This is a genomic window from Wenzhouxiangella sp. XN201 (genome assembly GCF_011008905.1).
Lineage (GTDB): Bacteria > Pseudomonadota > Gammaproteobacteria > Xanthomonadales > Wenzhouxiangellaceae > Wenzhouxiangella.
Genome location: NZ_JAAIVI010000017.1, coordinates 1807418 through 1829713, shown reverse-complemented (window position 1 = coordinate 1829713; position 22296 = coordinate 1807418). Strand labels below are relative to the sequence as shown.

Annotated in this window: 25 protein-coding genes and 2 tRNA genes; 8 read left to right on the top strand and 19 right to left on the bottom strand. The window is 63.5% G+C overall.

What is annotated here, in order from left to right:
- Positions 1 to 543 carry an NADPH-dependent FMN reductase gene (locus G4Y73_RS08665; protein WP_164231141.1) on the top strand — a complete coding sequence of 181 codons (543 nt, stop codon included), beginning with the start codon at positions 1 to 3 and terminating at the stop codon, positions 541 to 543.
- Between the two features lie 9 nt (positions 544 to 552).
- On the opposite strand, the gene G4Y73_RS08660 is transcribed toward G4Y73_RS08665, so the two are convergent.
- Both G4Y73_RS08660 and G4Y73_RS08655 read right to left on the bottom strand, forming a co-directional pair.
- Positions 553 to 629 (bottom strand) — tRNA-Arg (locus G4Y73_RS08660).
- A 4-nt stretch (positions 630 to 633) separates the two neighbouring features.
- Positions 634 to 1800: an HRDC domain-containing protein gene (locus G4Y73_RS08655; protein ID WP_164231140.1), complete on the bottom strand. Its 1167-nt coding sequence runs from the start codon at positions 1798 to 1800 to the stop codon at positions 634 to 636.
- 158 nt (positions 1801 to 1958) lie between these two features.
- Between G4Y73_RS08655 and G4Y73_RS08650 the strand changes: the two genes are divergently transcribed.
- The 3 genes from G4Y73_RS08650 to G4Y73_RS08640 all read left to right on the top strand — a co-directional run bounded on the left by G4Y73_RS08650 (position 1959) and on the right by G4Y73_RS08640 (position 6032).
- Positions 1959 to 3788 carry a formylglycine-generating enzyme family protein gene (locus G4Y73_RS08650; protein ID WP_164231139.1) on the top strand — a complete coding sequence of 610 codons (1830 nt, stop codon included), beginning with the start codon at positions 1959 to 1961 and terminating at the stop codon, positions 3786 to 3788.
- Between the two features lie 199 nt (positions 3789 to 3987).
- Entirely contained in the window at positions 3988 to 5271 is a 1284-nt protein-coding gene (locus tag G4Y73_RS08645; RefSeq protein WP_164231138.1) for an FAD-dependent oxidoreductase, read from the top strand.
- 53 nt (positions 5272 to 5324) lie between these two features.
- On the top strand, positions 5325 to 6032 hold the full coding sequence (locus G4Y73_RS08640; protein WP_164231137.1) for an SOS response-associated peptidase: 708 nt from the start codon (positions 5325 to 5327) through the stop codon (positions 6030 to 6032).
- Positions 6033 to 6068: 36 nt separating this feature from the next.
- On the opposite strand, the gene G4Y73_RS08635 is transcribed toward G4Y73_RS08640, so the two are convergent.
- From G4Y73_RS08635 to G4Y73_RS08620, 4 genes are all read right to left on the bottom strand, one after another.
- A tRNA-Leu gene (locus tag G4Y73_RS08635) sits at positions 6069 to 6155 on the bottom strand.
- 70 nt (positions 6156 to 6225) lie between these two features.
- Positions 6226 to 6798, bottom strand: coding sequence for a cysteine dioxygenase family protein (locus tag G4Y73_RS08630; protein ID WP_164231136.1), 573 nt, complete (start codon positions 6796 to 6798; stop codon positions 6226 to 6228).
- Entirely contained in the window at positions 6788 to 7879 is a 1092-nt protein-coding gene (locus tag G4Y73_RS08625) for a homoserine O-acetyltransferase (RefSeq protein ID WP_164231135.1), read from the bottom strand. Before G4Y73_RS08625 ends, G4Y73_RS08630 begins: the two co-directional genes overlap by 11 nt.
- 77 nt (positions 7880 to 7956) lie before the next feature.
- The gene (locus tag G4Y73_RS08620; RefSeq protein ID WP_205596522.1) at positions 7957 to 8226 is read right to left on the bottom strand and encodes a Trm112 family protein; all 270 of its coding nucleotides are present in this window, start codon (positions 8224 to 8226) and stop codon (positions 7957 to 7959) included.
- A gap of 98 nt (positions 8227 to 8324) precedes the next feature.
- On the opposite strand from G4Y73_RS08620, the gene purE reads away from it, so the two are divergent.
- Together purE and G4Y73_RS08610 are read left to right on the top strand one after the other, a co-directional pair.
- On the top strand, positions 8325 to 8822 hold the full coding sequence (gene purE, locus G4Y73_RS08615; protein ID WP_164231134.1) for a 5-(carboxyamino)imidazole ribonucleotide mutase: 498 nt from the start codon (positions 8325 to 8327) through the stop codon (positions 8820 to 8822).
- Positions 8819 to 9943 (top strand): 5-(carboxyamino)imidazole ribonucleotide synthase, encoded by a 1125-nt coding sequence (locus G4Y73_RS08610; protein ID WP_164231133.1) that lies wholly within the window; start codon positions 8819 to 8821, stop codon positions 9941 to 9943. Before purE ends, G4Y73_RS08610 begins: the two co-directional genes overlap by 4 nt.
- Positions 9944 to 10061: 118 nt before the next feature.
- Here the strand turns inward: G4Y73_RS08610 and G4Y73_RS08605 are convergent, their stop codons facing one another.
- From G4Y73_RS08605 to rnt, 4 genes are all read right to left on the bottom strand, one after another.
- Positions 10062 to 11132, bottom strand: coding sequence for an ABC transporter ATP-binding protein (locus G4Y73_RS08605; protein WP_164231132.1), 1071 nt, complete (start codon positions 11130 to 11132; stop codon positions 10062 to 10064).
- On the bottom strand, positions 11129 to 12307 hold the full coding sequence (locus G4Y73_RS08600) for an aspartate aminotransferase family protein (RefSeq protein ID WP_164231131.1): 1179 nt from the start codon (positions 12305 to 12307) through the stop codon (positions 11129 to 11131). Before G4Y73_RS08600 ends, G4Y73_RS08605 begins: the two co-directional genes overlap by 4 nt.
- Positions 12308 to 12405: 98 nt before the next feature.
- Positions 12406 to 12987 (bottom strand): Fe-Mn family superoxide dismutase, encoded by a 582-nt coding sequence (locus G4Y73_RS08595; protein WP_164231130.1) that lies wholly within the window; start codon positions 12985 to 12987, stop codon positions 12406 to 12408.
- A gap of 70 nt (positions 12988 to 13057) precedes the next feature.
- Positions 13058 to 13678: a ribonuclease T gene (gene rnt / locus G4Y73_RS08590; RefSeq protein ID WP_164231129.1), complete on the bottom strand. Its 621-nt coding sequence runs from the start codon at positions 13676 to 13678 to the stop codon at positions 13058 to 13060.
- A gap of 66 nt (positions 13679 to 13744) precedes the next feature.
- Between rnt and G4Y73_RS08585 the strand changes: the two genes are divergently transcribed.
- Entirely contained in the window at positions 13745 to 14596 is an 852-nt protein-coding gene (locus tag G4Y73_RS08585; protein WP_164231128.1) for a TraB/GumN family protein, read from the top strand.
- Here the strand turns inward: G4Y73_RS08585 and G4Y73_RS08580 are convergent.
- The 9 genes from G4Y73_RS08580 to rsxB form a co-directional block, all read right to left on the bottom strand.
- The gene (locus G4Y73_RS08580) at positions 14590 to 15372 is read right to left on the bottom strand and encodes a putative DNA-binding domain-containing protein (protein WP_164231127.1); all 783 of its coding nucleotides are present in this window, start codon (positions 15370 to 15372) and stop codon (positions 14590 to 14592) included. The genes G4Y73_RS08585 and G4Y73_RS08580 overlap by 7 nt on opposite strands.
- Positions 15341 to 16204, bottom strand: a complete 864-nt coding sequence (locus G4Y73_RS08575; protein ID WP_164231126.1) for a DUF692 domain-containing protein — start codon at positions 16202 to 16204, stop codon at positions 15341 to 15343. The genes G4Y73_RS08580 and G4Y73_RS08575 overlap by 32 nt, the downstream gene beginning before the upstream one ends.
- A gap of 12 nt (positions 16205 to 16216) precedes the next feature.
- Positions 16217 to 16537: a hypothetical protein gene (locus tag G4Y73_RS08570; RefSeq protein ID WP_164231125.1), complete on the bottom strand. Its 321-nt coding sequence runs from the start codon at positions 16535 to 16537 to the stop codon at positions 16217 to 16219.
- 114 nt (positions 16538 to 16651) lie between these two features.
- On the bottom strand, positions 16652 to 17320 hold the full coding sequence (gene nth, locus G4Y73_RS08565) for an endonuclease III (RefSeq protein WP_164231124.1): 669 nt from the start codon (positions 17318 to 17320) through the stop codon (positions 16652 to 16654).
- The gene (locus tag G4Y73_RS08560; protein ID WP_164231123.1) at positions 17317 to 18012 is read right to left on the bottom strand and encodes an electron transport complex subunit E; all 696 of its coding nucleotides are present in this window, start codon (positions 18010 to 18012) and stop codon (positions 17317 to 17319) included. Before G4Y73_RS08560 ends, nth begins: the two co-directional genes overlap by 4 nt.
- A 51-nt stretch (positions 18013 to 18063) precedes the next feature.
- A complete protein-coding gene (locus G4Y73_RS08555; protein WP_164231122.1) occupies positions 18064 to 18690 on the bottom strand; it encodes an RnfABCDGE type electron transport complex subunit G in 627 nt (208 codons plus the stop codon).
- A 30-nt stretch (positions 18691 to 18720) separates the two neighbouring features.
- Positions 18721 to 19746, bottom strand: a complete 1026-nt coding sequence (locus G4Y73_RS08550) for an RnfABCDGE type electron transport complex subunit D (protein WP_164231121.1) — start codon at positions 19744 to 19746, stop codon at positions 18721 to 18723.
- Positions 19743 to 21272, bottom strand: coding sequence for an electron transport complex subunit RsxC (gene rsxC / locus G4Y73_RS08545; RefSeq protein ID WP_164231120.1), 1530 nt, complete (start codon positions 21270 to 21272; stop codon positions 19743 to 19745). Before rsxC ends, G4Y73_RS08550 begins: the two co-directional genes overlap by 4 nt.
- Positions 21265 to 21822: an electron transport complex subunit RsxB gene (gene rsxB / locus G4Y73_RS08540; RefSeq protein ID WP_164231119.1), complete on the bottom strand. Its 558-nt coding sequence runs from the start codon at positions 21820 to 21822 to the stop codon at positions 21265 to 21267. The genes rsxC and rsxB overlap by 8 nt, the downstream gene beginning before the upstream one ends.
- 115 nt (positions 21823 to 21937) lie before the next feature.
- On the opposite strand from rsxB, the gene G4Y73_RS08535 reads away from it, so the two are divergent.
- Positions 21938 to 22291 (top strand): cupin domain-containing protein, encoded by a 354-nt coding sequence (locus G4Y73_RS08535; RefSeq protein ID WP_164231118.1) that lies wholly within the window; start codon positions 21938 to 21940, stop codon positions 22289 to 22291.
- Positions 22292 to 22296: the final 5 nt, after the last annotated feature.

Below are 22296 nucleotides of genomic sequence, written 5' to 3'. Positions count from 1 at the left end.
ATGAAGCTCATCGCAATTTCGGGAAGCCTGCGCAAGGCTTCCTTCAATACACGACTGGCGAATCTCATCGCTGATACGGCCCCGGGCGACGTTACAGTCGATGTGACCACGTTGCACGGCATTCCTCTCTATAACGCCGACGACGAGGCCGAGTCGGGGATTCCGGAGCCGGTGGAATCACTTCGCGGCCAGATCAAGGCGGCCGACGGCCTGATTCTCGTCACGCCCGAGTACAACGCGGCCATGCCGGGGGTGTTCAAGAATGCCCTGGACTGGTTGACGCGCCCCGGCGAGGAAATGAAGCCTACCTTCAGCCGCCCGACGGCCCTGGCCGGCGCCACACCGGGTGCTTGGGGCACCGCCTATTCCCAGGCCGGTAGTCTGGTCAACCTGCGCCAGATGGGTTGCCTTCTCTTTCCCGACCATCTGCGCATCTCGAAAGCCGGTGATCGCTTCGACGGCGAAAAGGCCGACGACAAGCTCGTCGAGCAGGTCGATGGGTGGCTAACGGGATTTGTGGATTTCGTTACAACTAACAACTGACAACCAAATTGGCGCCCCGGGCAGGAGTCGAACCTGCGACCTGCCGCTTAGGAGGCGGCTGCTCTATCCTGCTGAGCTACCGGGGCGGGGTCATCCGGAAGGTGGCGAAATACTAACAGAAGCCTCCTCGAGTTGTCCGGCCAGCAACGTGCCGCGCCAGCCGTCGAGCCAATCCGGCCGTTCACCGCGTATCAGACGCGTGAGTTCTTTCTTGCTGGCGATCACCGCCGCATCGATGCCGAGCTCCGCGGCCAGGCCGCGAACGACCTGCTGGGCCTGCTTGAGCTGTGTTCGTTGCGCGGGCGTTAAGGGGTCAAGCCAGGGTGGACGTTCGAAAGCGCTGGCGTCGACCGAAGCCAGCAGATCGCGCAGTTCGACCTCGTGGCGCCGGCGCTGGCGCTCTCCGAGTGCCTCGATGGCCTGATCGGGCCCCTCTCCGGCGGTGCTGCGAGCCATTTCGATCAGGGTCTCGTCGGAAAGCACGAAGCGCCGCGGCAGATCACGCTGTCGAGCCGCTGTCTCCCGCCAATCCGCCAGGGCGTTCAGAACGGCGAGTTCCCTGGTTTCGAGCCGTCCCGCGCCCTTGACCCGGCTCAGCGGCGGCGTGGTATCGCCCGCTCGCGCGGCTTCGACGATGCGGTTGCAGTCCTCGCGATGCCAGTCCAGCCGGCCGACGCGTTCCAGGGCTTGTTCGAGGCAGAACTTGAGGTCGGGCAGCCAGACCACGTCCTCGGCCGCGTAACGCAGGAGGCCGGCCGTCAGCGGGCGGCGACACCAGTCACTGCGTGCCTTGCCGCCAGCCAGTTCAACGCCGAACGCAGCTTCGACCAGGTTTTCATACCGGCATTGCAACGGCATGCCGATCATGGCTGCCGCCACCTGGGTATCGAACAGGGGTTGTGGCCAAACGCCCCCGACTGCGTAGAGCACGTCCAGGTCCTCGCCCACGCTGTGCAGGACCTTGGTCACATTGGCGTCGGCCAGCATCCGTCCCAGCCTCGGCATGCGGGGCAGGGCGACCGGATCGAGCAGCCAGGCCTGGTCGCCGCTGCTGATCTGGATGAGGCCGGGGCGGGCATGGAAGGTCCGCTCGCGCACGAATTCGGTATCGATGCCCAGCGCCTGATGCGCATCCCAGCAATCAGCTGCCCGTTCGAGGGCAACCTCTTCGGTCACCAGCTCAGCGTCGTCGATCGCTGCTGCGGCCGCGCTTGTACGCGCTTCTGCGGGCTTTCGGCACGGCATCGGGGTGTTCATCGGTAACGGGCTCCATCGGGAAAGGCGGTTGTCGTGAGCGGCTCGATACGCTATTTTCACACATTCGAATGGTGCGCCTGGTTCCGGATCCAGGTCAGGGGAGCCTGTTTGAGCACGCCATTTCCAGCACAAAACCAGCAACAGGAGCTGTAAATTCGATGAGATATCTGCTGCTCGCGATGAGCGTCGGCTTTTTCCTGCTCGTACCCGCGAAGGGTATGGCACAAGAGTCGAGCGAAGAAGGGGCCGAGGCTGAGGAACAAGCCGAGGAAACGGAAGACGAGCGGCGCGTACGCCGCCTCAGCGATGTCATGGGAGAGGGCTCGGAAGAGTTCGACATCGATTTCGAGAATATCGATATTCCGCAACAGCCGGTCGAACCCGTGCCGGAAGTGAGCCTGCCCGATCCGCAACAGGACGAACGCCTGCAAACGCTGCTGAGAGCGAGTGCCTTCGCACCCAATGATCCCGACACCCAGGCGGCCCTGAGCGATCTGATCGACGAGGTTGAAAGCGACATCCGCAGCGCGCTCGCAGCCGAGAATTTCGGGCTGGCCAGGCAGCTGGTTTCAGTCGTGCGCGAAGTCGAGCCGAATCGTGGAATCATTGCCCAAGCCGAGGCGGCCATCAATCGCAATGCAACGATTGGCCAGACCCTGGCGCAGGCCGAGGCCGCACTCGAGGCCGGCCAACTGACGGCGCCACCCGAGGACAACGCCGCGGAGTTGTTTGGTCGAGTGCTGGAACTCGAGCCTGAGAACGAGGAGGCACAATCCGGCCTGGCGCGTACGCACGAGGCCATGATCGAAGATGCCATTCGGATGGCTCGCGAGGAACTCGATTTCGAGGGAGCCGAGGCTCGTCTGGTCGAGGCCGAGTCCATTTACGACGGGGCGGAAGCGACATCCGATGCTCGCCAGGCGATCGCCGATTTTCGCGAGCAGCACATTGAAGCACTGGATCGCGAGGTGCTGAGCCATGTCGACGAGGGCCGCTACGATCAGGCCGAAGAAGGCATCACCGAACTGGTGGCCCTGGGTCATTCCCGCGCGCGTATCGACGCGCTGGAAGCTTCGCTGAGCGATGCCCGTCTTTACGGTAGCTTCGAGCCTGGCCAGCAGTTCGATGACGGACTCGATGGGCTGGGAATTACCGGCCCGCAGATGGTTGTCATGCCAGCTGGCAGCTTCATGATGGGCTCGCCCGAAGACGAGGCCGACCGCATGAACAACGAGGGGCCGCAGCACCGGGTGACCTTCGACCGCGGGTTTGCACTGGCGCGCACGGAAGTCACCGTCGGGCAGTTTGCCGATTTCGTCGATAACACGGGTTACCGAACCGACGCCGAGAATGTCGGCAGTTCACGCGTGTACGATCTCAACTCAGGCCGCATGGATGAGGAAGACGGCATCAACTGGCGTCATGACTATGCCGGTGAAGAGGCCGATGACGACCTGCCGGTCGTCCATGTGTCCCATCGCGATGCGATGGCCTACGTGGAATGGTTGGCCGATCGCACCGGGCGCTCCTACCGCCTGCCGTCGGAAGCCGAATTCGAGTACGCGCTGCGTGCCGAATCGCAGACGCCGTACTGGTGGGGTAGTGGTTCACCGCCTGAAGACGATATCGAAAACGTCACGGGAGATCGAGATGTCTCGCCCGCCGGCGCGCGTTGGAACGTGGCCTTTAATCGCTATTCCGACGGACACTGGGGGCCGGCGCCGGCCGGATCCTTGCAGGCGAATCCCTTCGGCCTGTACGACATGGGTGGCAATGTCATGGAGTGGGTGGCCGACTGCTGGCATGACAGCTTCGTGCGTGCGCCTGGTGATGGTTCAGCCTGGATCAATCCCGGCTGTGAGCGTCACGTGATCAAGGGTGCCTCCTGGTCGAGCACACCGAGTATGTCGCGCTCGGCATTCCGAATCTCCAGTCGCGCCACCAGTACCGACATGCGCGTCGGCTTCCGGGTCGCGCGCGACCTTTAAATTATCCGCCCACTGCGCCGGGCCCTGCGAGGCCCGGCAGTTTCTTCCGCAACAGTCCTTTGCCGGCCATGAGGATGGTTTCGCATCCTCGCTTGCACAAAAATTAGAAACGCCTTATATTAAATTTAATTAATGTTCTAAGGGCCCGCATGGCCTTGCCATGGGGGATGGCGTACCGAGGACAGACCAGGAAGAGCGCATGGCCAGAATCGTCATCATAGGTGCCGGTATCGGTGGCGTACCGGCAGCCTATGAATTGCGGGATACGTTGGCGGCGGAACACGAAATTACCCTCATTGGCGCCCAGCCGTACTTTCAGTTCGTACCTTCCAATCCCTGGGTGGCCGTAGGATGGCGGGATGCAGAGGCGATCACCGTGCCCTTGGCAGGGCCGATGGAAAAGCGCGGCATCCGCTTCGTGCACGATACCGTCAGCGAAATCGATCCGGAGGATCAACAGCTGGCCCTGGCCGGCGGCGGTGAGGTTGATTACGACTACCTGGTCATTACGACCGGACCCGAGCTTGCCTTCGATGCCATCGAGGGACTGGGACCGGGGTCCGGTTACACCCACTCGATCTGCACCCTGGAACACGCGGAGGAGGCTTGGGCGGACTATGAGCGATTCCTGGAGAACCCGGGCCCGATCTTGATCGGTGCCGTTCAGGGGGCGAGCTGTTTCGGTCCCGCCTACGAATTTGCCATGATCGTTGATGCCGATCTGCGTAAGCGAAAAATGCGCGACAAGGTACCGATCACCTTCGTGACGAGTGAGCCATACATCGGCCACTTGGGGCTGGGCGGAGTGGGCGACTCCAAGAGCCTGATGGAGCACGAACTGCGTGAACGCCACATCCGGTGGCTGACCAACGCTCGCGTGGATCGCGTCGAGCCCGGGACCATGCACGTAACGGAAGTGAATGACGACGGAGAGGATCGGCGCAGCCATGAACTCCCGTTCAGCTTCTCGATGATGTTGCCGTCCTTCCGCGGCGTACCTGCTGTGGCCAATACCGAAGGCCTGTGCAATCCGAAGGGATTCGTCAATATCGATCGGCACCAGCGCAATCCGAACTACCCGAACATCTACTCGGCGGGGGTGTGCGTTGCGATTCCCCCCGTGGAGGAGACGCCGCTGCCCGTCGGAGCGCCGAAGACCGGTTACATGATCGAGTCGATGATCTCTGCGATTGTGCACAATATTGCTGCCGACCTCGAAGGCAAGCCTGTTGAGGCCGAGGCGAGCTGGAATGCCATCTGCCTGGCCGACCTGGGAGACACGGGCGTGGCGTTCGTGGCGCTGCCGCAGATTCCGCCGCGCAATGTCACCTGGGCCAAGAAAGGCAAATGGGTGCACTGGGCCAAGATCGCGTTCGAGAAGTATTTCCTGCGCAAGGTTCGCAAGGGCCATGCCGAACCGGTCTACGAGCGCTATGTTCTCAAGGCGCTCGGCATCACGCGACTTTCGGGTAAACCCCGGTAGGCCGGGTCACTGAGTCGGCCGCACTGGCAGGCTTGGGGCGGTAATATGTGCGCATGTGCGGACGTGGCGGCCTGAATTATTCCTGGAAGCGGGTCTACAGCTACCTGAACATTCTCGACGAGCCGCCCGAAGGCGGCCAGCACCGCCTCAACGTAGCGCCGTCGGGTCGCAAGGGCGGCGAGGTGAGCTGGACCCGAATACCCTCCTGCCGGAGCCATGACGGCATTCGGCGGCTGGATCCCCTTGTCTGGCCGCTGGTGCCGCACTGGGCGCACGGTCAACTGCCGAAGTACGCGACCGCGAACTGCCGATCCGAGCCGGGCCAGGCGTTTTCGACCACCGTTGCGAAGAAGCCGGCCTTCCGCACGGCCTGGAAGCGCAGTCAGCGCTGTCTGGTCCCGTTTTCCTGGTTCTACGAATGGGATCAGCGCACGCGGCCCAAGCAGCCCTATCGCGTCACACCGGCCGATGGCGACCTGCTGGTCATGGCCGGCTTGTGGGACCGCTCAGAAGCTCCTGAAGGCGATGCAATCGAAAGCTTCACCCTGGTCACCACCGAGCCGAATCGCCTGTTACGCGACATCGGTCATCATCGCGCGCCAGTGATCCTCGAGCCTGAAGACTTCGAAACCTGGTTGACGGGATCGCCCGGGGAGGCCGAGCGATTGCTGCGCCCGCCGGCCGACGGTACGCTCATGGCCGAGCCGGTGACGAAAGCGGTCAACAATCCGGGCTACGAAGGCGAAGACCTGCAGCCTTGACGACGGTTTTTCCGCCAGGACGATTGGCCAGTCAAGTGGTGCCGGGGGCGGGAATCGAACCCGCACTCTGTTTCCAGAACCGGATTTTGAGTCCGGCGCGTCTACCAGTTCCGCCACCCCGGCAGCGGGAGGCCTATTGTCTTGATCTGTGCTTGCTTTGTCTAGCGCCCGCGTACAATTGGACAGGGCTGCCCTAGTCCGCATCCAGGCCCAGCGGGGTGGATTTGCGCTGGAACCAGTCGTCGCCGATGGGCTGGAACACGCAGCACTCGTCCATTACGCCCGAGTAGATGTGCACCGTGATGGCCGGCTGATCGGGACTGGGGTTGGCGATTGTGTGGTATTCGTGCGGTGGAATCAGGCTGCCAGCGCTGCCGACACCGGTGCGCATGGTGGTGCGCGGCTCGAGCCGGAACTCGTTGGCCTCGCGTTCGGTCAGCTCGAATTGCACGACTTCGATTTCGCCGTGCCAGACCGCCTCGACGCACCACATGCCGGCATGGTCGTGCAAAGGCGTGGACTGGCCCGGGCCCCAGGTCATGGCGAGCACGCTGTAGCCGCGCGCTTCGTCCTGATGCAGCAGGCGCCGGCAGTAGTGGTCGACGCTGTAGTCGTACACGCACTCGGGCAGCCGGATGCGCTCGTCGGCGACCATTTCACTCAGGCATCGCCGCAGGTTCTGGGTGATCTCTCCGGCCGAATCGGCAGAGACGGCCTCGTCAATCGCCTTGAGCATCAATGACTTGCCGGGGAAATCAAGACTCATTCAACCACTTCCTGATGGGTTTGCCAAATGTCGGGATGTCGGCCAGGAATGCGTCGTGCCCTTGAACCGACGGCAACTCATGGTACTCGACTTCATTGCCGCTGGCCTCCAGCGCGACCGCCAGTTCCTTCTGCTGGACCAGCGGGAACAGGATATCCGTTTTTACCCCGAGAACCAAAGACTGACCCGAGAAACATCGATCGAACATGCGCTTGAGCGATTCGTCGCTGTCGCAGGCGTCGAACATGTCCATGGCGCGGGACAGGTAGAGATAGCTGCAGGGATCGAATTGGCCGACGAACTTGCGAGCGTGGGTCTCCAGGTAGGACTCAACGGCGAAACGCATGCCGAACAGGGTCGGCGGGAAATAGTCCTGGCTCTGGCGAGCGAAGCGTTGCTGCCACTCGGTCGCCGAGCGGTAGGAGATCATGCCCAGCTTGCGGGCCAGGCGCATGCCCACCTCCGGCCAGGCATCCTCGGTGTAATTGCCGTCGCGGAAATTTCGATCGGTGACGATGGCCTCGCGCTGCAGCGATCGGATGGCAATGGCCATCGGCGTGGCCGAACAGGCGGTCGAGATCAGCGCGAGCTTGCGGGTGCTTTCCGGAAACTGCTTGAGCCAGGCCAGTGCGGTCAGGCCGCCCATCGACGGACCGATGAGCGCATGGAGACGTTCGATGCCGAGATGGTCGACGACCAGGCGCGTGGCGCGCGCGATGTCCTCGATGGCCAGATCCGGGAAGGTCAGGCGCCAGGGCTTGCCGGTGTCTGGATTGATGCTGGCCGGGCCGGTCGAGCCCATGCACGAGCCGAGCGAATTGACGCACAGCACGAAATGGCGGTCGGTGTCGATGTAGCGGCCGGGGCCGATCATGTCCTCCCACCAGCCGGGCTCGCGATCGGTCGGGCTGGAGGCGGCATGAGCGCCCGGAGACAGCCCTGTGAAGATCAGAACGGCGTTGGAGCGATTCTCGTCGAGTTCGCCCCAGCTCTCCCAGGCCAGTCGCGCATGCGGCAGCGATCCGCCACGGTAGAGTTTGAACGGTTGTTCGAGGTCGAAATAGCGGGTGGCCGGACCCATGCAGTTCGCTCTTGCTCGGAAAACGCCATTCTATAACGCTTCAGGGCCCTCGACGGGACGGGTCGGAGCAGCGAAGATTACAGTGGATCGGTGAATTGCGTCGTGCCGATGCCGCGATCGGGCAGCAGCACCGGAATTCCGTCGAAGACCAGGTAGATCACCTTGTCATCGCGGGTGATCAGGGCGTCGCGCGCGGTCTCTGTCACATCGCTGTGGTCGACGTATTGCACGTCACCGGAGTCGATGCGCTGATTGAGCGCCTTCAGCCGCCGTTTTTCCAGTGGCCTGAGCGGTTCATGGCTGACCGGGCAGACCAGAATGTCGAGCAGGGGATCGGGAATGGCCATGCCGGGAATTGTAGCGGTTTTCCCCAGGCTCTGGTGCGCGTTTACTGTCGCCGCCGGGACTGCTAACATTCTTCGTTTTCCTTCGCGGAGAGACCGCTATGGCGCAGGCGCCGCTGGTCGGAATCATCATGGGTTCGAAAAGCGACTGGGAGACGATGTCGCATGCCGCGCGTGTCCTCGACGAACTCGAGGTGCCGAACGAGGTTCGCGTGGTCTCGGCCCATCGCACGCCCGACGCCATGTTCGACTATGCCGAGTCGGCCGAGGAACGCGGCATCGAGGTGATCATTGCCGGCGCCGGTGGCGCGGCACACTTGCCGGGCATGGTCGCTTCCAAGACCGTTCTGCCGGTGCTGGGCGTGCCCGTGCAGTCACGCACGCTCAACGGACTCGATTCCCTGCTGTCGATTGTGCAGATGCCCGGTGGTGTGCCGGTCGCTACGCTGGCCATCGGCAGGGCCGGGGCGATCAATGCCGGTCTTTTGGCGGCCTCCATGCTCGGATCGTCGCACCCGGACGTTCGTGATCGCTATCGCCAGTGGCGAGCGAAGCAGACCGAAACCGTGCTCGCCGCCCCGGACCCGCGACTGTCATGAAGGTCGGCATCCTGGGGGGCGGCCAGTTGGCGCGGATGATGGCCCAGTCGGGACTGCCGCTGGGGGCTGAGTTTGTTTTTCTCGATCCCAAGGCTGACGCCTGTGCCGGCCAGTTGGGTCAGTTGATTGCTGCTGACTGGGCCGATGAAGCTGCCCTGCAAAAGCTCGCCGGCTGCGACCGGATCACTTGCGATTTCGAGAACGTTCCCGCTGCCGTGCTCGAACGTCTGGCCGAGTCGGGCCATCCGGTCCGCCCGGCTGCCAACGCCTTTGCCGCAGCCCAGGATCGTCTGACCGAAAAGCGGCTGTTCGAATCGCTCGAGATCGAGGTCGCGCCATTTGCCGCGGTTTCGGGCCGAACGGACCTGCTCGAGGCGCTGGATCGCATCGGCTATCCCGCGCTGCTCAAGACCCGCAGGATGGGCTATGACGGCAAGGGGCAGTACCTGCTTCGTTCGCAGGAAGACCTCGAACCTGCCTGGTCCGAGTTGGGCGATCACGAGTTGATCCTGGAGGGTTGGGTCGATTTTGACTTCGAGTGCGCCATTACCGTGGTGCGCAACGCCGCTGGCGAGATGCGGTGCTACCCGCTCTCGCGCACCGTGCATTCCGACGGTATGTTGCGGCTGGCGGCGGCACCGGCGCATGTCGATGCCGGCCTGCGCGAGCGCGCTGAAGCCTGCGGTCGGCTGCTCGCCGAACACCTGGATTACGTGGGCTGTCTGACCCTGGAGCTGTTCGTCGCAGGCGATCGTATCCTGGGCAACGAGTACGCACCACGTGTGCACAATTCCGCGCACTGGACCATCGAAGGCGCCATCTGCTCGCAGTTCGAGAACCATCTTCGTGCAGTCTGCGACCTGCCCCTGGGTAGCACTGCGCTGCGCGCGCCGGCACTGATGTTCAACTGGATCGGTGCGATGCCATCAGTGGAGAAGATGCTGGCGGTGCCGGACCTGCACTGGCACGACTACGGCAAACAGGCTCGGCCTGGACGCAAGGTGGGACACGCCACACTGTTGGCCGAAACCTGGCCGGCGCTGGTGCCCGTGGCGCTGGATATGCAGCAGTCATTGCCGGCACCGCTTGACCGGCTGCTCGGCGAACTGGTCCAGATCTGATTAAGTTTCAGTTTGCGGCCTGCTTCGATCGCCATTCGGCAATCGTGCGGCGCCGACTCGGGAAATAGCCATTGGTGACAGCCGTTCGCCGTCGTCAGGATCGGGATTGTGTCCTTATTCAGTGGCCATTGGGGTTCGACGGAGTGATGAAGGACTCGGCCTGCGCCGTCGGGAACAACACCAGGTGCCGGGCATCGAGGGTCACGCCGATCGACTCGTCAATGGCGAAGTCGTCGTGGCTGGGAAACAGGGCGGCGATCTCTTCTCCGGTATCGAGCCGGAGCCGATAGAGAATCTGTGCGCCCTGGAACTGCCGGGCGACTATCCGCGCGCGGGGTCCGTCGGCGTCCGGGCGGATGTCGTCGGGGCGGATCAACAGCGCGAGTTCATCGCCCTCGGGACGGTCGATCGGCAGCGGTGAACGCCCCAGGCCGTGGATCAACTTGTTTCCGTCGATGCGGGCGCGCAAGTAGCTGCCGCGGCCGGTGAATGCGGCCACGTAGTGACTGCCCGGGCGGTGGTACAGCTGGTAGGGAGAATCCCACTGCAGCATGCGGCCATCCTTGAGCAGGCCAACCTTGTCGGCCAGCGCGAAGGCCTCCTGCTGGTCGTGTGTCACTATCAGAGTCGCGGTGCCCCGCGCCTTGAGGATGGAGCGGATCTCCTCGCCCATGTGACGTCTGAGGCGTGCATCCAGGTTGGAGAAAGGCTCATCCATCAGCAACACGGCCGGCTCCGGCGCGAGCGCGCGTGCCAGCGCCACCCGCTGCTGCTGCCCGCCGGATAGCTCGTGCGGGTAGCGATGGGCCAGACCGTCCAGTCCGGTCAGTGCCAACAGGTCGTCTACCCGCTGGCGCCGCTCGTCACGCGACACTCGGCGCAGGCCGAAACCGACGTTTTCGGACAGGGTGAGGTGCGGAAAGAGAGCATGGTCCTGGAACACCATGCCGACGCTGCGCTTTTCCGGCGCCAGTCGAAAATCGGGGGTGCTGGCGATGCGATGGCCAATGCGGATCTCGCCGGCGCGCAGGGGCTCGAAGCCGGCGATGGCACGTAGCGCCGTGGTCTTGCCGCAGCCCGAAGCGCCCAGCAGGCAGCCGATATCGCCTTCGTCGAGGTCGAAGCTCAGGCCGCGGATGACGAGCTCTTCTTCGTAGCCCAGCCAGATATTGTCGACTTCCAGGATCATGCGGCACCGTAACGCTTGCGGATGATACCGGTGACAACCTCGACAATGCGGTCGAGTTCTGCGTCGTCGATGATCAGCGGCGGCAGCAGCCGGACGACACGGCCATGGGTCACGTTGATGATGAGTTCCTCTTCCAGGGCGTCCTGTTTGAGTTCCGCGCAGTCGCAATCGAGTTCGATGCCGATCATCAGGCCACGGCCGCGAATCTGGCGCACCACTGGCTGGCCATCCAGGTTGGAGCGCAAGGCGTCGATCAGTTGCTCGCCGGCGCGAGCCGCACGCTCGCCGATGCGATCGGAGCGCATGACGTCGATGACCTCCAGCGCCGCCCGGCAGGCCAGTGGATTGCCACCGAAAGTACTGCCGTGGCTGCCGGGCCGCATCAGGTCTGCGACTTCCTCGCGGGCCAGGCAGGCGGCCACCGGCACACCGTTTCCAAGCGCCTTTGCAACGGTCATGACATCGGGCCGGAGTCCGGCCTGGTGCTGGTGCGCAAACCACCGGCCGGTCCGGTTCATGCCGCTCTGGATCTCGTCGAGCATCAGCAGTGCCTGGTGCTCGTCGCACAGTTCGCGCAGCCTCCTCAGGTAGTGGTCGTCGGCCACCCGCACGCCGCCTTCGCCCTGGACCGGCTCGATCAGCGCAGCGGCAATTTCGGGATGGGCCTCGAAAGCTTCGGCCGCTGCCTCGGCGTCACCGAAGGGTATGCGGACGAAGCCGTCGACGAGCGGTTCGTAGCCGGCCTGGATGGCCGGATTGCCAGAGGCACTGATGGCGGCCAGGGTGCGGCCGTGAAAGCCGTGTTCGGCGACCAGTACAGCGGGAGCCTCGATGCCGCAGCGTCTGGCATGAAGTCGCGCCAGTTTGAGGGCACACTCGATCGCTTCGGCGCCGGAATTGGCGATAAAGGCGCGTTCGAGCCCGCTGATGTCGGCCAGTTCATCGGCCAGTCGTTCCTGCAGCGGCAGTTCGACGGTATTGGCGGTATGAATGAGCTTGTGCGCCTGGTCAGCGATCGCTGCGGCAATCTTCGGGTGCGCGTGGCCCAGGCTGCAAACGCCGATGCCGCTGATGGCGTCGAGAAATCGTTTTCCCTGATCGTCGATCAGCCAGGCGCCTTCGCCGCGTACCATGCGCACCGGCAGTCGCGCATAGGTATTGAACAGGTGGGACATCGGCTCAAGTCCGGCGAATGGTTGTCGTTATTCTACCGCTGGGCGGCGGGCCGGCGGCGCTCGCCGCCGGCCGCATCAGTGGGTTTCGAGTGCCCGATTCAGTCGTCGAGCTGTGAGGCTACGAAGTCCCAGTTGACCAGCTCCCAGAAGGCTTCCAGGTATTTGGGGCGAGCGTTGCGGTAGTCGATGTAGTAGGCGTGTTCCCAGACGTCGCAGGTCATCAGCGGCTTGTCGTCGCCGGTCAATGGCGTTTTGGCATCGTCGGTATTGACCACTGCCAGCTTGCCGCCAGGCTGCTTGACCAGCCAGGTCCAGCCGGAGCCGAAGTTGCCGACTGCCTTGTCACTGAATTCCTTTTCGAAATCATCGAAGGAACCGAAATCGCGATCGATCAGTTCGGCCAGTTTGCCGGACGGACGGCCGCCGCCATTGGGGCTGAGACAGTGCCAGTAAAACGTATGGTTCCAAACCTGCGCGGCGTTATTGAACAGGCCGCCGGACGAGCTGCGGATGATCTCTTCGAGCGACTTGTCGGCATCGCCGGTGCCCTCAACCATACCGTTGAGCTTGTCGACGTAGGTCTGGTGGTGTTTGCCGTAGTGGTACTCCAGGGTTTCCTCGGAGATGTGCGGTTCGAGGGCATCCTTGGCGTAGGGCAGTTCGGGAAGTGAAAAAGCCATGCTGTGCTCTCCTCTTCTTGGTGTGATGACATTATCCAGTATCCTACATGAGGCCGGGTAATGCCGGTGTTCAAGCGCTGTCTTCTTCCAGCTCCTGGAGATGGCGCCAGCGGTTGACGATATTGCAGAACAGTGCGGCCGTGCGCTCGGTATCGTAGGCCGCCGAATGCGCCTGAGACTTGTCCCAGTCCAGACCCGCCGCGGCCACGGCCCGGGCCAGTACCGTCTGGCCATAAGCCAGCCCGCCGAGCGTGGCAGTATCGAAGCAGCTGAAGGGGTGAAAGGGATTGCGCTTGTAGCCGGTCCGCTCAATTGCGGCGTTGAGAAAGCCCAGGTCGAAATGGGCATTGTGGCCGACCAGCACGGCGCGCCGGCAGCCGGTCTCGCGCAGGCTGTGCCGAACCGGCAGGAACAACTCCCGCAAAGCCTCGCGCTCGGGCATGGCTTGACGCAGGGGATGATCGGGCCGGATTCCGTTGAACTCCAGGGCAGCTTCCTCGATGTTGGCGCCCGGGAAGGCTTCGATGTGCTGCATCATGACCTCGCCCGGATGCAGCCAGCCGTCCTCGTCCATCTCGATGATGCACACGGCCAGTTCGAGCAGGGCATCGGTGCGCGCGTTGAATCCGCCGGTTTCGACGTCGACCACGACGGGCTGGAAACCGCGAAAGCGGTGGACGATAGATGGCATTCAGTGCAACCGGGTAAAAGATTCAGGATAATGCAGGAACAAGTCTTTGACCACCGGAGTTCGTGCATGAGGGCTGTCCGCCGCATTCTGTTTGCGTTGATTGTGTTGCTGCCGCTGACGGCGCAGGCGCAGGTCTTCTGGTCGCTGACCGACGAGGCGGGCCGTCAGAACTGGCTTCTGGGCACGGTGCACAGCGAGGATCCCCGCCTGCTCGACTGGCCCGAACCGCTGGTGGACGCGCTGCAGCAGGCCGATCGGCTGGCCCTGGAACTGGTGCCCAATGCCGCCGTCCTCGAGCGCCTGCAGCAGGCCATGATGTTTCGCGATGGCCGCCTGAGCGAGGTGCTCGACGAAGACCTGTACGCCAGGGTCGTAGAGTTGCTGGTAACTCATTATGGACTGACCGAAACTGCCGTCGATCGCATGCGGCCCTGGGCTGTCGCCGTTACCCTGGCAACGCCGCCGCCCGAGACCGGCATGTTCATGGACCTGATGCTTTCTGTACGGGCCCAGGGCGCCGGAGCGGACGTTGTGGCGCTGGAAACCTTCGATGAGCAGATCGGCTTTCTGACCGGTTTCGCACCGGAAGAACAGATTGCGTTGATTCGCCAGGCGGTGTCGGATCACGAGCGGCAACTCGAGATCTTCGAGCGCCTGATTGCGGCCTACCTGGACGGCGACCTCGAGCGTCTGGCCAGGCTGGCGGAGAGTCAGATGGACGGTCTTCCCGAGCCCGTGATCGCGCATTTCAATGAAGCCGGTCTGGCCGCGCGCAATCGGCGCATGCTCGAACGCGCCGAGCCTTGGCTCGAGTCCGGCGGGCTGATCATCGCTGTTGGCGCGTTGCACTTGCCCGGCGAGGAAGGCCTGGTTGCGATGCTGCGAGAGCGGGGCTGGATACTCGAGCCGGTCTACTGATCCTTACGTGTGCCCAGCACGATTTCACGGTCGTCCAGGCGCGCGAGCATGTCTGCGCCCGACTGCACCACGGCGGCCGGATCCGGTGCTTTCAGTTCCTGGGCGATGCGCTCCAGTATCGCCCGACCTGAGGCATCAGGGGACTCGTCGACCAGGGTGATCAGGCGCGCCGTGACCTGGTTGAGGCGCATGAAACCGGGCTTGTCATCGCGCCGACGCCACGCCGCCAGTACGATCGCCTGGTCCAGCGGCGAGTCGGGCTGGTGATGCGGGCCGATTTCGTGCACCGGCCAATGATACTGGGCCAGTCGCAGCGTGGGATTGAGCACTGGCGTGCCGGCGAGCAGGTCGCCATTGCGGTCGGCCGGTACGGTGCCCGGGTCGGCCTCGGCCAGGCGCACGCAGGTTTCGAGATACTCCCAGTGCGCCAACTCCAGGGCGAAGGCCGGCAGTCCGGGCGGTCGCTTTTCGTCGAGAAAGCGCACGAACTCGCGCCCGATTTCGGTAAACATCGGCGTTGTCGCGCGGTGTTCCACCATGAACTCGCGGATCAGCCGCCGCCAGCGATCGTCGTCGATGATGTCGCGAAGAACCGGAAAATTCTTCGAGAACAGGTTGTCGAGGGTGCCGAAGAACAAGCGGCGGTAGATCGCCAGTCGGCGCTCTTCCAGCTCGCCGGGAGCGGCGACGTCGTCCGGGTCGCGGATATGCCCGGCAAACCGGCGCTGCAGCTCGAGCAGCCGTTCAGGAGGCTTGCTGTCGGTCGCGCGGGACATGGCTCAAAAAGGGTGCTTGCAACCGGCGGATCTGGCCGATTTCGGTCAGGAGTTCCTCGACTGGCGGAAAATTGAAGTCCCGCTCGAGCAGGGTGGGTACCGGCCCCAGGCGCTCGTAGGCAGCTTCGAGCAGGTGCCAGACCGGCTCGATGACCGGGGCAGCGTGGGTGTCGATGATCAGGTCTTCGGCTTCATTGTAATGGCCGGCCACGTGAATGTAGGCGACCCGCTCGGCCGGCAGGCCGGCCAGGAATTCGTGCGCGTCGTAGCGGTGATTGACGCTGTTGACGTAGATATTGTTGACGTCGAGCAGCAGCTGACAATCGGCCTTTTCCAGCACGGCCGTGATGAAATCCAGTTCGGACATTTCCGCCCCGGGTGCGGCGTAGTAGGAAATGTTCTCGACCGCGATTCGCCGATCGAGGATGTCCTGTGCCTGGCCGATACGACCGGCCACCCAGTCGACGGCCTCCTCGGTGAAGGGCAGGGGCATCAGGTCGTAGAGGTGGCCGTGCTCGGAGCAGTAGCTGAGATGTTCGGAATAACCGCGGATTCGGTGTGTGTCGAGAAAACGGCGCACGCGCTCGAGAAAGCCGCGATCGAGCGGTTCGGGCGCGCCCAGCGACAGAGACAGGCCGTGGCAGACGAATGGAAAGCGCTCGGTGAACTCGGCGAAGCGGCGACCGAGTCGGCCGCCGACGCCAATCCAGTTTTCGGGTGCCACTTCCATGAAGCCGACCTCGGAGAGATCGGCTTCACGGAGTTTCTCGAGCAGGCCTCGGCGAAGGCCCAGTCCGGCACCACAAAGATCAAAGGTGGATGCGGTACGCATTACGGGCAGTAATCAGATTGCTCCGCAGGAACCTTCGCCGCAGTTGCCTTCTTCGTCCTTGTCCTCGTCGTGGTCTTCACCACAGTTGCCTTCACCGCAATTGCCTTCACCGCAATTGCCCTCTTCATCCTTGTCCTTTTCCTTGTCTTCGCCGCACTTGCCTTCACCACACTTGCCTTCTTTGTGGTCGTCGGCGGAGACCTGGAAGCCGGCCGGAAGATCCTCGGCCTGGAAGGGATTACCCGTGGTATTGGATGTGGCCATCGCGCTGAGCGAGAACGAGGCAGCGGCAACGGTGCTGATTGCAGTAAGAAGATGTTTCTTGTCAGGCATGACTCAAACCTCCGAAGATGCGGAAAATAATGGACATCAAAACTTGATGCCGGTCAATACTCTAGCACCTGGGCGTTAAGAAATCGCTAGGGAAATTCACGTAGGTCGCGTGTTTCAGCCGGCCGCATCGTCCACTCGCGTGAGCTCGTGATATTGCCACTTCTGCCGCCAGCGGCACAGGTCATAGACCGGGCATTGCCCGCACAGCGGCTTGCGCGCCTTGCAGGTGTAGCGACCGTGCAGAATCAGCCAGTGGTGGGCATTCTTGAGGTAGCGCTCGGGCACCCGCTTGAGCAGGGCCTTTTCGACCGCCAGAGGTGTTTTGCCGGGCGCCAGCCCGGTGCGGTTGGACACCCTGAAAATATGCGTATCGACGGCCATGGTCGGCTGCCCGAAGGCGGTGTTGAGCACGACATTGGCAGTCTTTCTCCCCACGCCGGCCAGCGCTTCGAGCTCGGCGCGATTGTCGGGCACCACGCCGTCGTGCTTTTCGACCAGGTCACGGCAGGTGCGGATGATGTTTTTTGCTTTCGAATTGAACAGTCCGATCGTCCGGATGTAGTCCTTCAGGCCGTCCTCGCCCAGCTCGAGAACGGCCTCGGGCGAGTTGGCCACCGGGAACAGCCGACGCGTGGCCTTGTTGACGCCCACATCCGTGGCCTGGGCCGAGAGGATGACGGCCACGAGCAGCTCGAAGGGTGTGGCATACGCCAACTCGGTTGTCGGCTCGGGATCGAGCTCGGAAAGTCGCCGAAAGAATTCCTCACGATCGGTCTTGTTCATGAAGCTGTCGGTGTCGAAGGCATTGGGGCAGGCGAGGATGCCACGCCAGCACGCTGCGGTCGACTGACCAGATATTGCCGCAGCGCTACCAACAGGCCCAGGCCGATAAAGGCTCCGGGCGGAAGCACCGCCAGAAGGAGACCGCTATCGAAGGGCAGCATCGGAATCGTCCAGCTGGCCGCAGCTTCACCGAAGAGCATGTCGGCGCCGGCCAGCAGCGTGCCCTGGCCGACAATCTCGCGGCCGGCCCCGAGTACGATCAGCACGGCGGCGAAACCGGTGCCCTGGGCCAGCGCGTCATGCAGGGCAGCGCCAGCGGGTTGCTTCGAGGCAAAGGCTTCGGCTCGAGCGAGGATGGTGCAATTGGTCACGATCAGCGGCACGAAGATGCCCAGCGTGCGGCTGAGCTCATGCAGCCAGGCCTGCATGGCCAGGTCGATGGCGGTGACCGTCGAGGCGATGATCAGGACAAAGGCGGGAATGCGGATCTCGGGACGCCACGCCGAGCGCAACAATGAAACCAGTCCGTTCGAAACGACCAATACCAGCAGTGTGGCCAGGCCCAGGCCGAGACCATTGACCGCCGTGTTCGACACCGCCAGCAGCGGGCACAGGCCGAGCAACTGGACCAGCCCCGGGTTGTTGTCCCAGAGTCCATCCCGCCAGATGCGATTCGTTTCAGTCTTTGTCATCTTGAAAATTATGAAACCACGGAATGCACGGAAATCACGGAAATATCAATTCTATTCCGTGCCTTCGGTGTTTTCCGTGGTTGCAAATAGATTTCCCTTGCCGGATTCGAAGGCCTGGAGGGCGCGCTTGACTGCGTCTACCACCGCTGCCGACGTAATCGTGGCGCTGGTCAGGGTATCAAATGCACCGTCGCGCCGGTCCGGTGCCCAGTCTTCGGCGGGCGGTTCGACCAGGGATCGGCCGTCGAACTGCTCGATCCAGTCGCTTCTCCGCCGCTCGATCTTGTCGCCCAGGCCGGGGGTTTCGCGGTGCTCGACCACGCGCACGCCCAACACTGTGCCGTCGACGTCGGCGGCAATGAGCAAGCGGATGTCGCCGCTGTAGCCCGCCGAGGTCACTACATCCATCACAACCGCCACGGGTTTGCCATCCTGCCGGGCGCGATAGACCACGGCAGGCTCGGCCAGATCGGGAATGCCAAGGCGGGCCGTATCGTCGAGCAGGTCGTTATCGTAGCCGATTTCGCCCAGCATGGCCGAGACCGCTGCGAGCGCGCGCTGCTGACGTTCGTCGGCGATGCGCTCGCGAGTGAACTGGTCGAGCCCGGCCAGCAGCACCGCTGCCGCCAGTCCGAGACCGGCCAGGATCAGGGCAGGGCGTAGGGTATTCAGCCGCATGGAAAAGCTCTCCCGGCCGTGCTGGTCCACTCAGTGTCCATAGGTTCTCGGGCGTGTCAGGCGGTCGATCAGCGGCGCGCCCATGTTCATCAGCAGCACGGCGAAGGCCACGCCGTCTGGATAGCCGCCCCAGCGGCGGATGACGAGTGTCAGGATGGCCACGCCGGCACCGAAGACGAGTTTCCCTTTTGACGTGCTGCAGCCGCTGACCGGGTCGGTCGCAATAAAGAAGGCAGCCAGGACCAGGGCGCCGGAAAAGATGTGCTGTGCGGGCGAGGGGTTGGTGTCGGGGCCGAACAGCCATAGCGGCATCGAGATCATGACCGTGGTCGCGATCACTGCGACCGGGACATGCCAGGAAATGACGCGTTTCCACAGCAGGTAGATGCCGCCCAGGGCGTAAAAGTTGGCGATCCACTCCCAGCCCCGGCCGCCAAAGTCACCGAAGATCGGTGCGCTGCGGACTTCGGTGACCAGCAGGTTCTCCCGCACGCCGGTCCGGAGTTGATCCAGCGGTGTTGCGCCGGTGACGCTGTCCCAGTCCAGCGTAGCGGGAAGCCGCCCGGTAAAGACGGCCTGTGCCGTTTCAAGCAGGCCGGGCAGACCGGGTGATAGAGATCGGGGCAGCAGCCATTGGCTCAGTTCCAGCGGGAAGGCGATGATGACGGCGGCAAAGCCGACCATGGCCGGATTGAACAGGTTGTAGCCCAGGCCGCCGTACAGCTGTTTGGCGATGACGATGGCAAAGAGCATGCCGACTGCGGCGATCCACCAGGGCGCAAGCGGCGGCATGCACAGGGCGAACAGCACACCGGTAACCACCGCGCTCCAGTCGGACAGGAACAGGCCGATCGGGCGATCGCGCAGCTTCAGCATGATCGCCTCGAAGGCCACGGCGAAACCGACGGCCAATGCAATCTGGAACAGGATGCCGTAGCCGAAGAACCACACATGCGCGGCCACGGCCGGCACCAGGGCGTAGAGCACCTGCCGCATGACGCCGCCGACGCTGGCGGCAGGCGGTTGATGGGGCGCGCCGGCGAGTTCGAACTTCATGTTTTCTTGTTTTGCTTTGCCCGCTCGATGGCGGCCTGGATTTCGTCCTGGGCCTTTTCCGGACGCTTGAGTTTTTCCTCGCGCGCTTTGCGGCGGGCCTGGCGCTCAGCCTTCTGGCGGGCCAGGCGTTCTTCCCTGGCTTCGTAGCGTCGCTTCGCCAGGGCCGCGCGGCGCCGGTCGAGACGGCGGCGCACGAGCTCGTCCTTGCCGTGCCGGTAGTAATCGACCAGCGGGATATGGCTGGGACAGACGGCCGCGCAGCAGCCGCATTCGATGCAGTCGGACAGGTCGTAGTCAGCAGCAGCGTCAAGGTTTTCCGCCTCGATCAGCCTGAACAGGGTCTGCGGCAACAGGCGGGCCGGGCATACGCGCACGCACTCGCCGCAGTTGATACAGGGCATGGTCGGCTGGGTCGGGGCTGTTTCGCGTTCGGTCAGGGCCAGAATGCAGTTGCTGCCCTTGGTCACCGGGATGGCGTCGCTGGCCAGGGCCGTGCCCGACATCGGCCCGCCGAGAATTAGGCGGCTGACCGGTTCGGCGTACCCGCCGGCCGAGTCGACCAGGTGGGAAAACGGTGTGCCGATGAGCGTCAGGAAATTGCGCGGTTGGGCGATGCCCGGGCCGGTGACGGTGACGATGCGTTCGATCAGGGGGCGGCCCTCGAGTACGGCGTCGCGGGCCGCTGCTGCCGTGGCGACATTGTGAACGACCACGCCCAGGTCCTGCGGCAGCCCGTCGTGCGGCACCTCGCGGCCGGTCAGGGCCTGGATGAGCTGGCGCTCGCCCCCCTCAGGGTAGACAGTGAAGACCTTGCGGATACGCACGCTGTCTTCGGCACCCAGCGCTTGCCGTGCGGCACGGAGTCTGTCGTCGACCACCCCCATGCGGTCCTCGATGGCGATGACCACGCGCTCGGCTCCGGCCGCTCGGGCCAGGATCAGTCCACCTTCGATGACGTCCTGTGCCCGCTCGCGCATCAGCATCTCGTCACAGGCAATCCAGGGTTCGCACTCCGCGCCGTTGAGAATGACGGTGCGGAGCTGGGGCCAGTCGCCCCTGAGCTTTGCGGCGGTGGGAAACATCGCGCCGCCCATGCCGGCCAGGCCGGATTGGTGCAGGTGGTCGATGAGCGTTCCGGGCGAGGCATTGTGCCAGTCCGCGACCGGGCGGCATTCGACCCACTCGTCGCGACCGTCGGGCACGAGCACGATTGCGCGCTGCGTGCCGCCGGGCGGGAAGGCCGCGGGATGGTCGGTAATGGTTTCGATCGTGCCGGACGTGGGCGCATGTTCGGGCACGATGAAATCGTCGCCGGCCGAGGTTAGCGCCTGGCCAGCCCTGACGCGGTCACCATCGGTGACCAGCAATTCACCCGACTCGCCCTGATGTTGCAGGATCTGGATATACAGGCGATCGGGCAGGGCCGGGCGCTTGACCGGATGTTCACAGGCCACCGCCTTGTGGTGCCTGAGCTTGAGTCCGCCTGGAAAGGCATGAATCCGGTCGCCGGGAAGGGCCTCAACCATGAGCTCTCTCGCGCAGGCGGATCGGGATGGGCTGCGGGCGAGGCCAGCGCCAGGCAGACTTGCGCCCGGCCATGTCAATGCAGTCGACAGGACAGGGCTCGATACACAGTTCGCAGCCAGTGCATTCGGCTGCAATGATCGTATGCATCTGCTTCTGGGCGCCCAGGATGGCGTCGACCGGGCAGGCCTGGATGCACAGCGTGCAGCCGATGCAGCGATCCTCGTCGATGACTGCCACCATCGGCGGCTTGTGCTCGCCGCGGGTTTGGTCGAGCGGCCGGGGCTCGACGTCGAGGAGCTGGGCCAGCATGCGAACGCCTTCCTCGCCGCCGGGTGGGCACTGGTTGATGTCGGCTTCACCGTCGGCAATGGCCTGCGCATAGGGGCGGCAGCCGGGATAGCCGCACTGCGCGCACTGCGTTTGCGGCAGAACTTCATTGATCCGCTCGACCAGGCTGTCCTCGTCCGGCGTGAATCGACGCCCCAGCCAGAGCAGCACGATGCCGATGACGAGCACCAGGCCGGTCAGTGTCAGGATGGCGGTCACCATGACGTCATGATAGTGCGATTGAAGTCATTGCGTGGCTGTTGATCCAAAGCAAATGCGGCATGGCTAATTATGAGTGATAATCCAAAATTCATCATTCGAATCCCAAGGACAGGCAATGAGCGAGACCCATAAAACGACACTCCCGATCGTGCAGATGGCCAGGGACAATGACGAATTTCGCAAGGTCATCTGGACCGGTGAGAACAGCCAGCTTGTGCTGATGGCTATTTCCGAGGGCGATGAGATCGGCGGTGAGGTACACGAAGGCCATGATCAGCTTTTATGGTTCGTCGACGGCGAGGGCGTGGCGAAGATCGGCGAGCGCGAGGAACCGGTGCGCGCTGGTGATGTGAGCATCGTGCCTTCGGGCACCTGGCACAATTTCCGGAACACGGGCGCGGGCATGCTCAAGCTCTACACCACCTATTCTCCGCCCGAGCACGAACCCGGCACCGAGCATGAAACCTAAGGAAC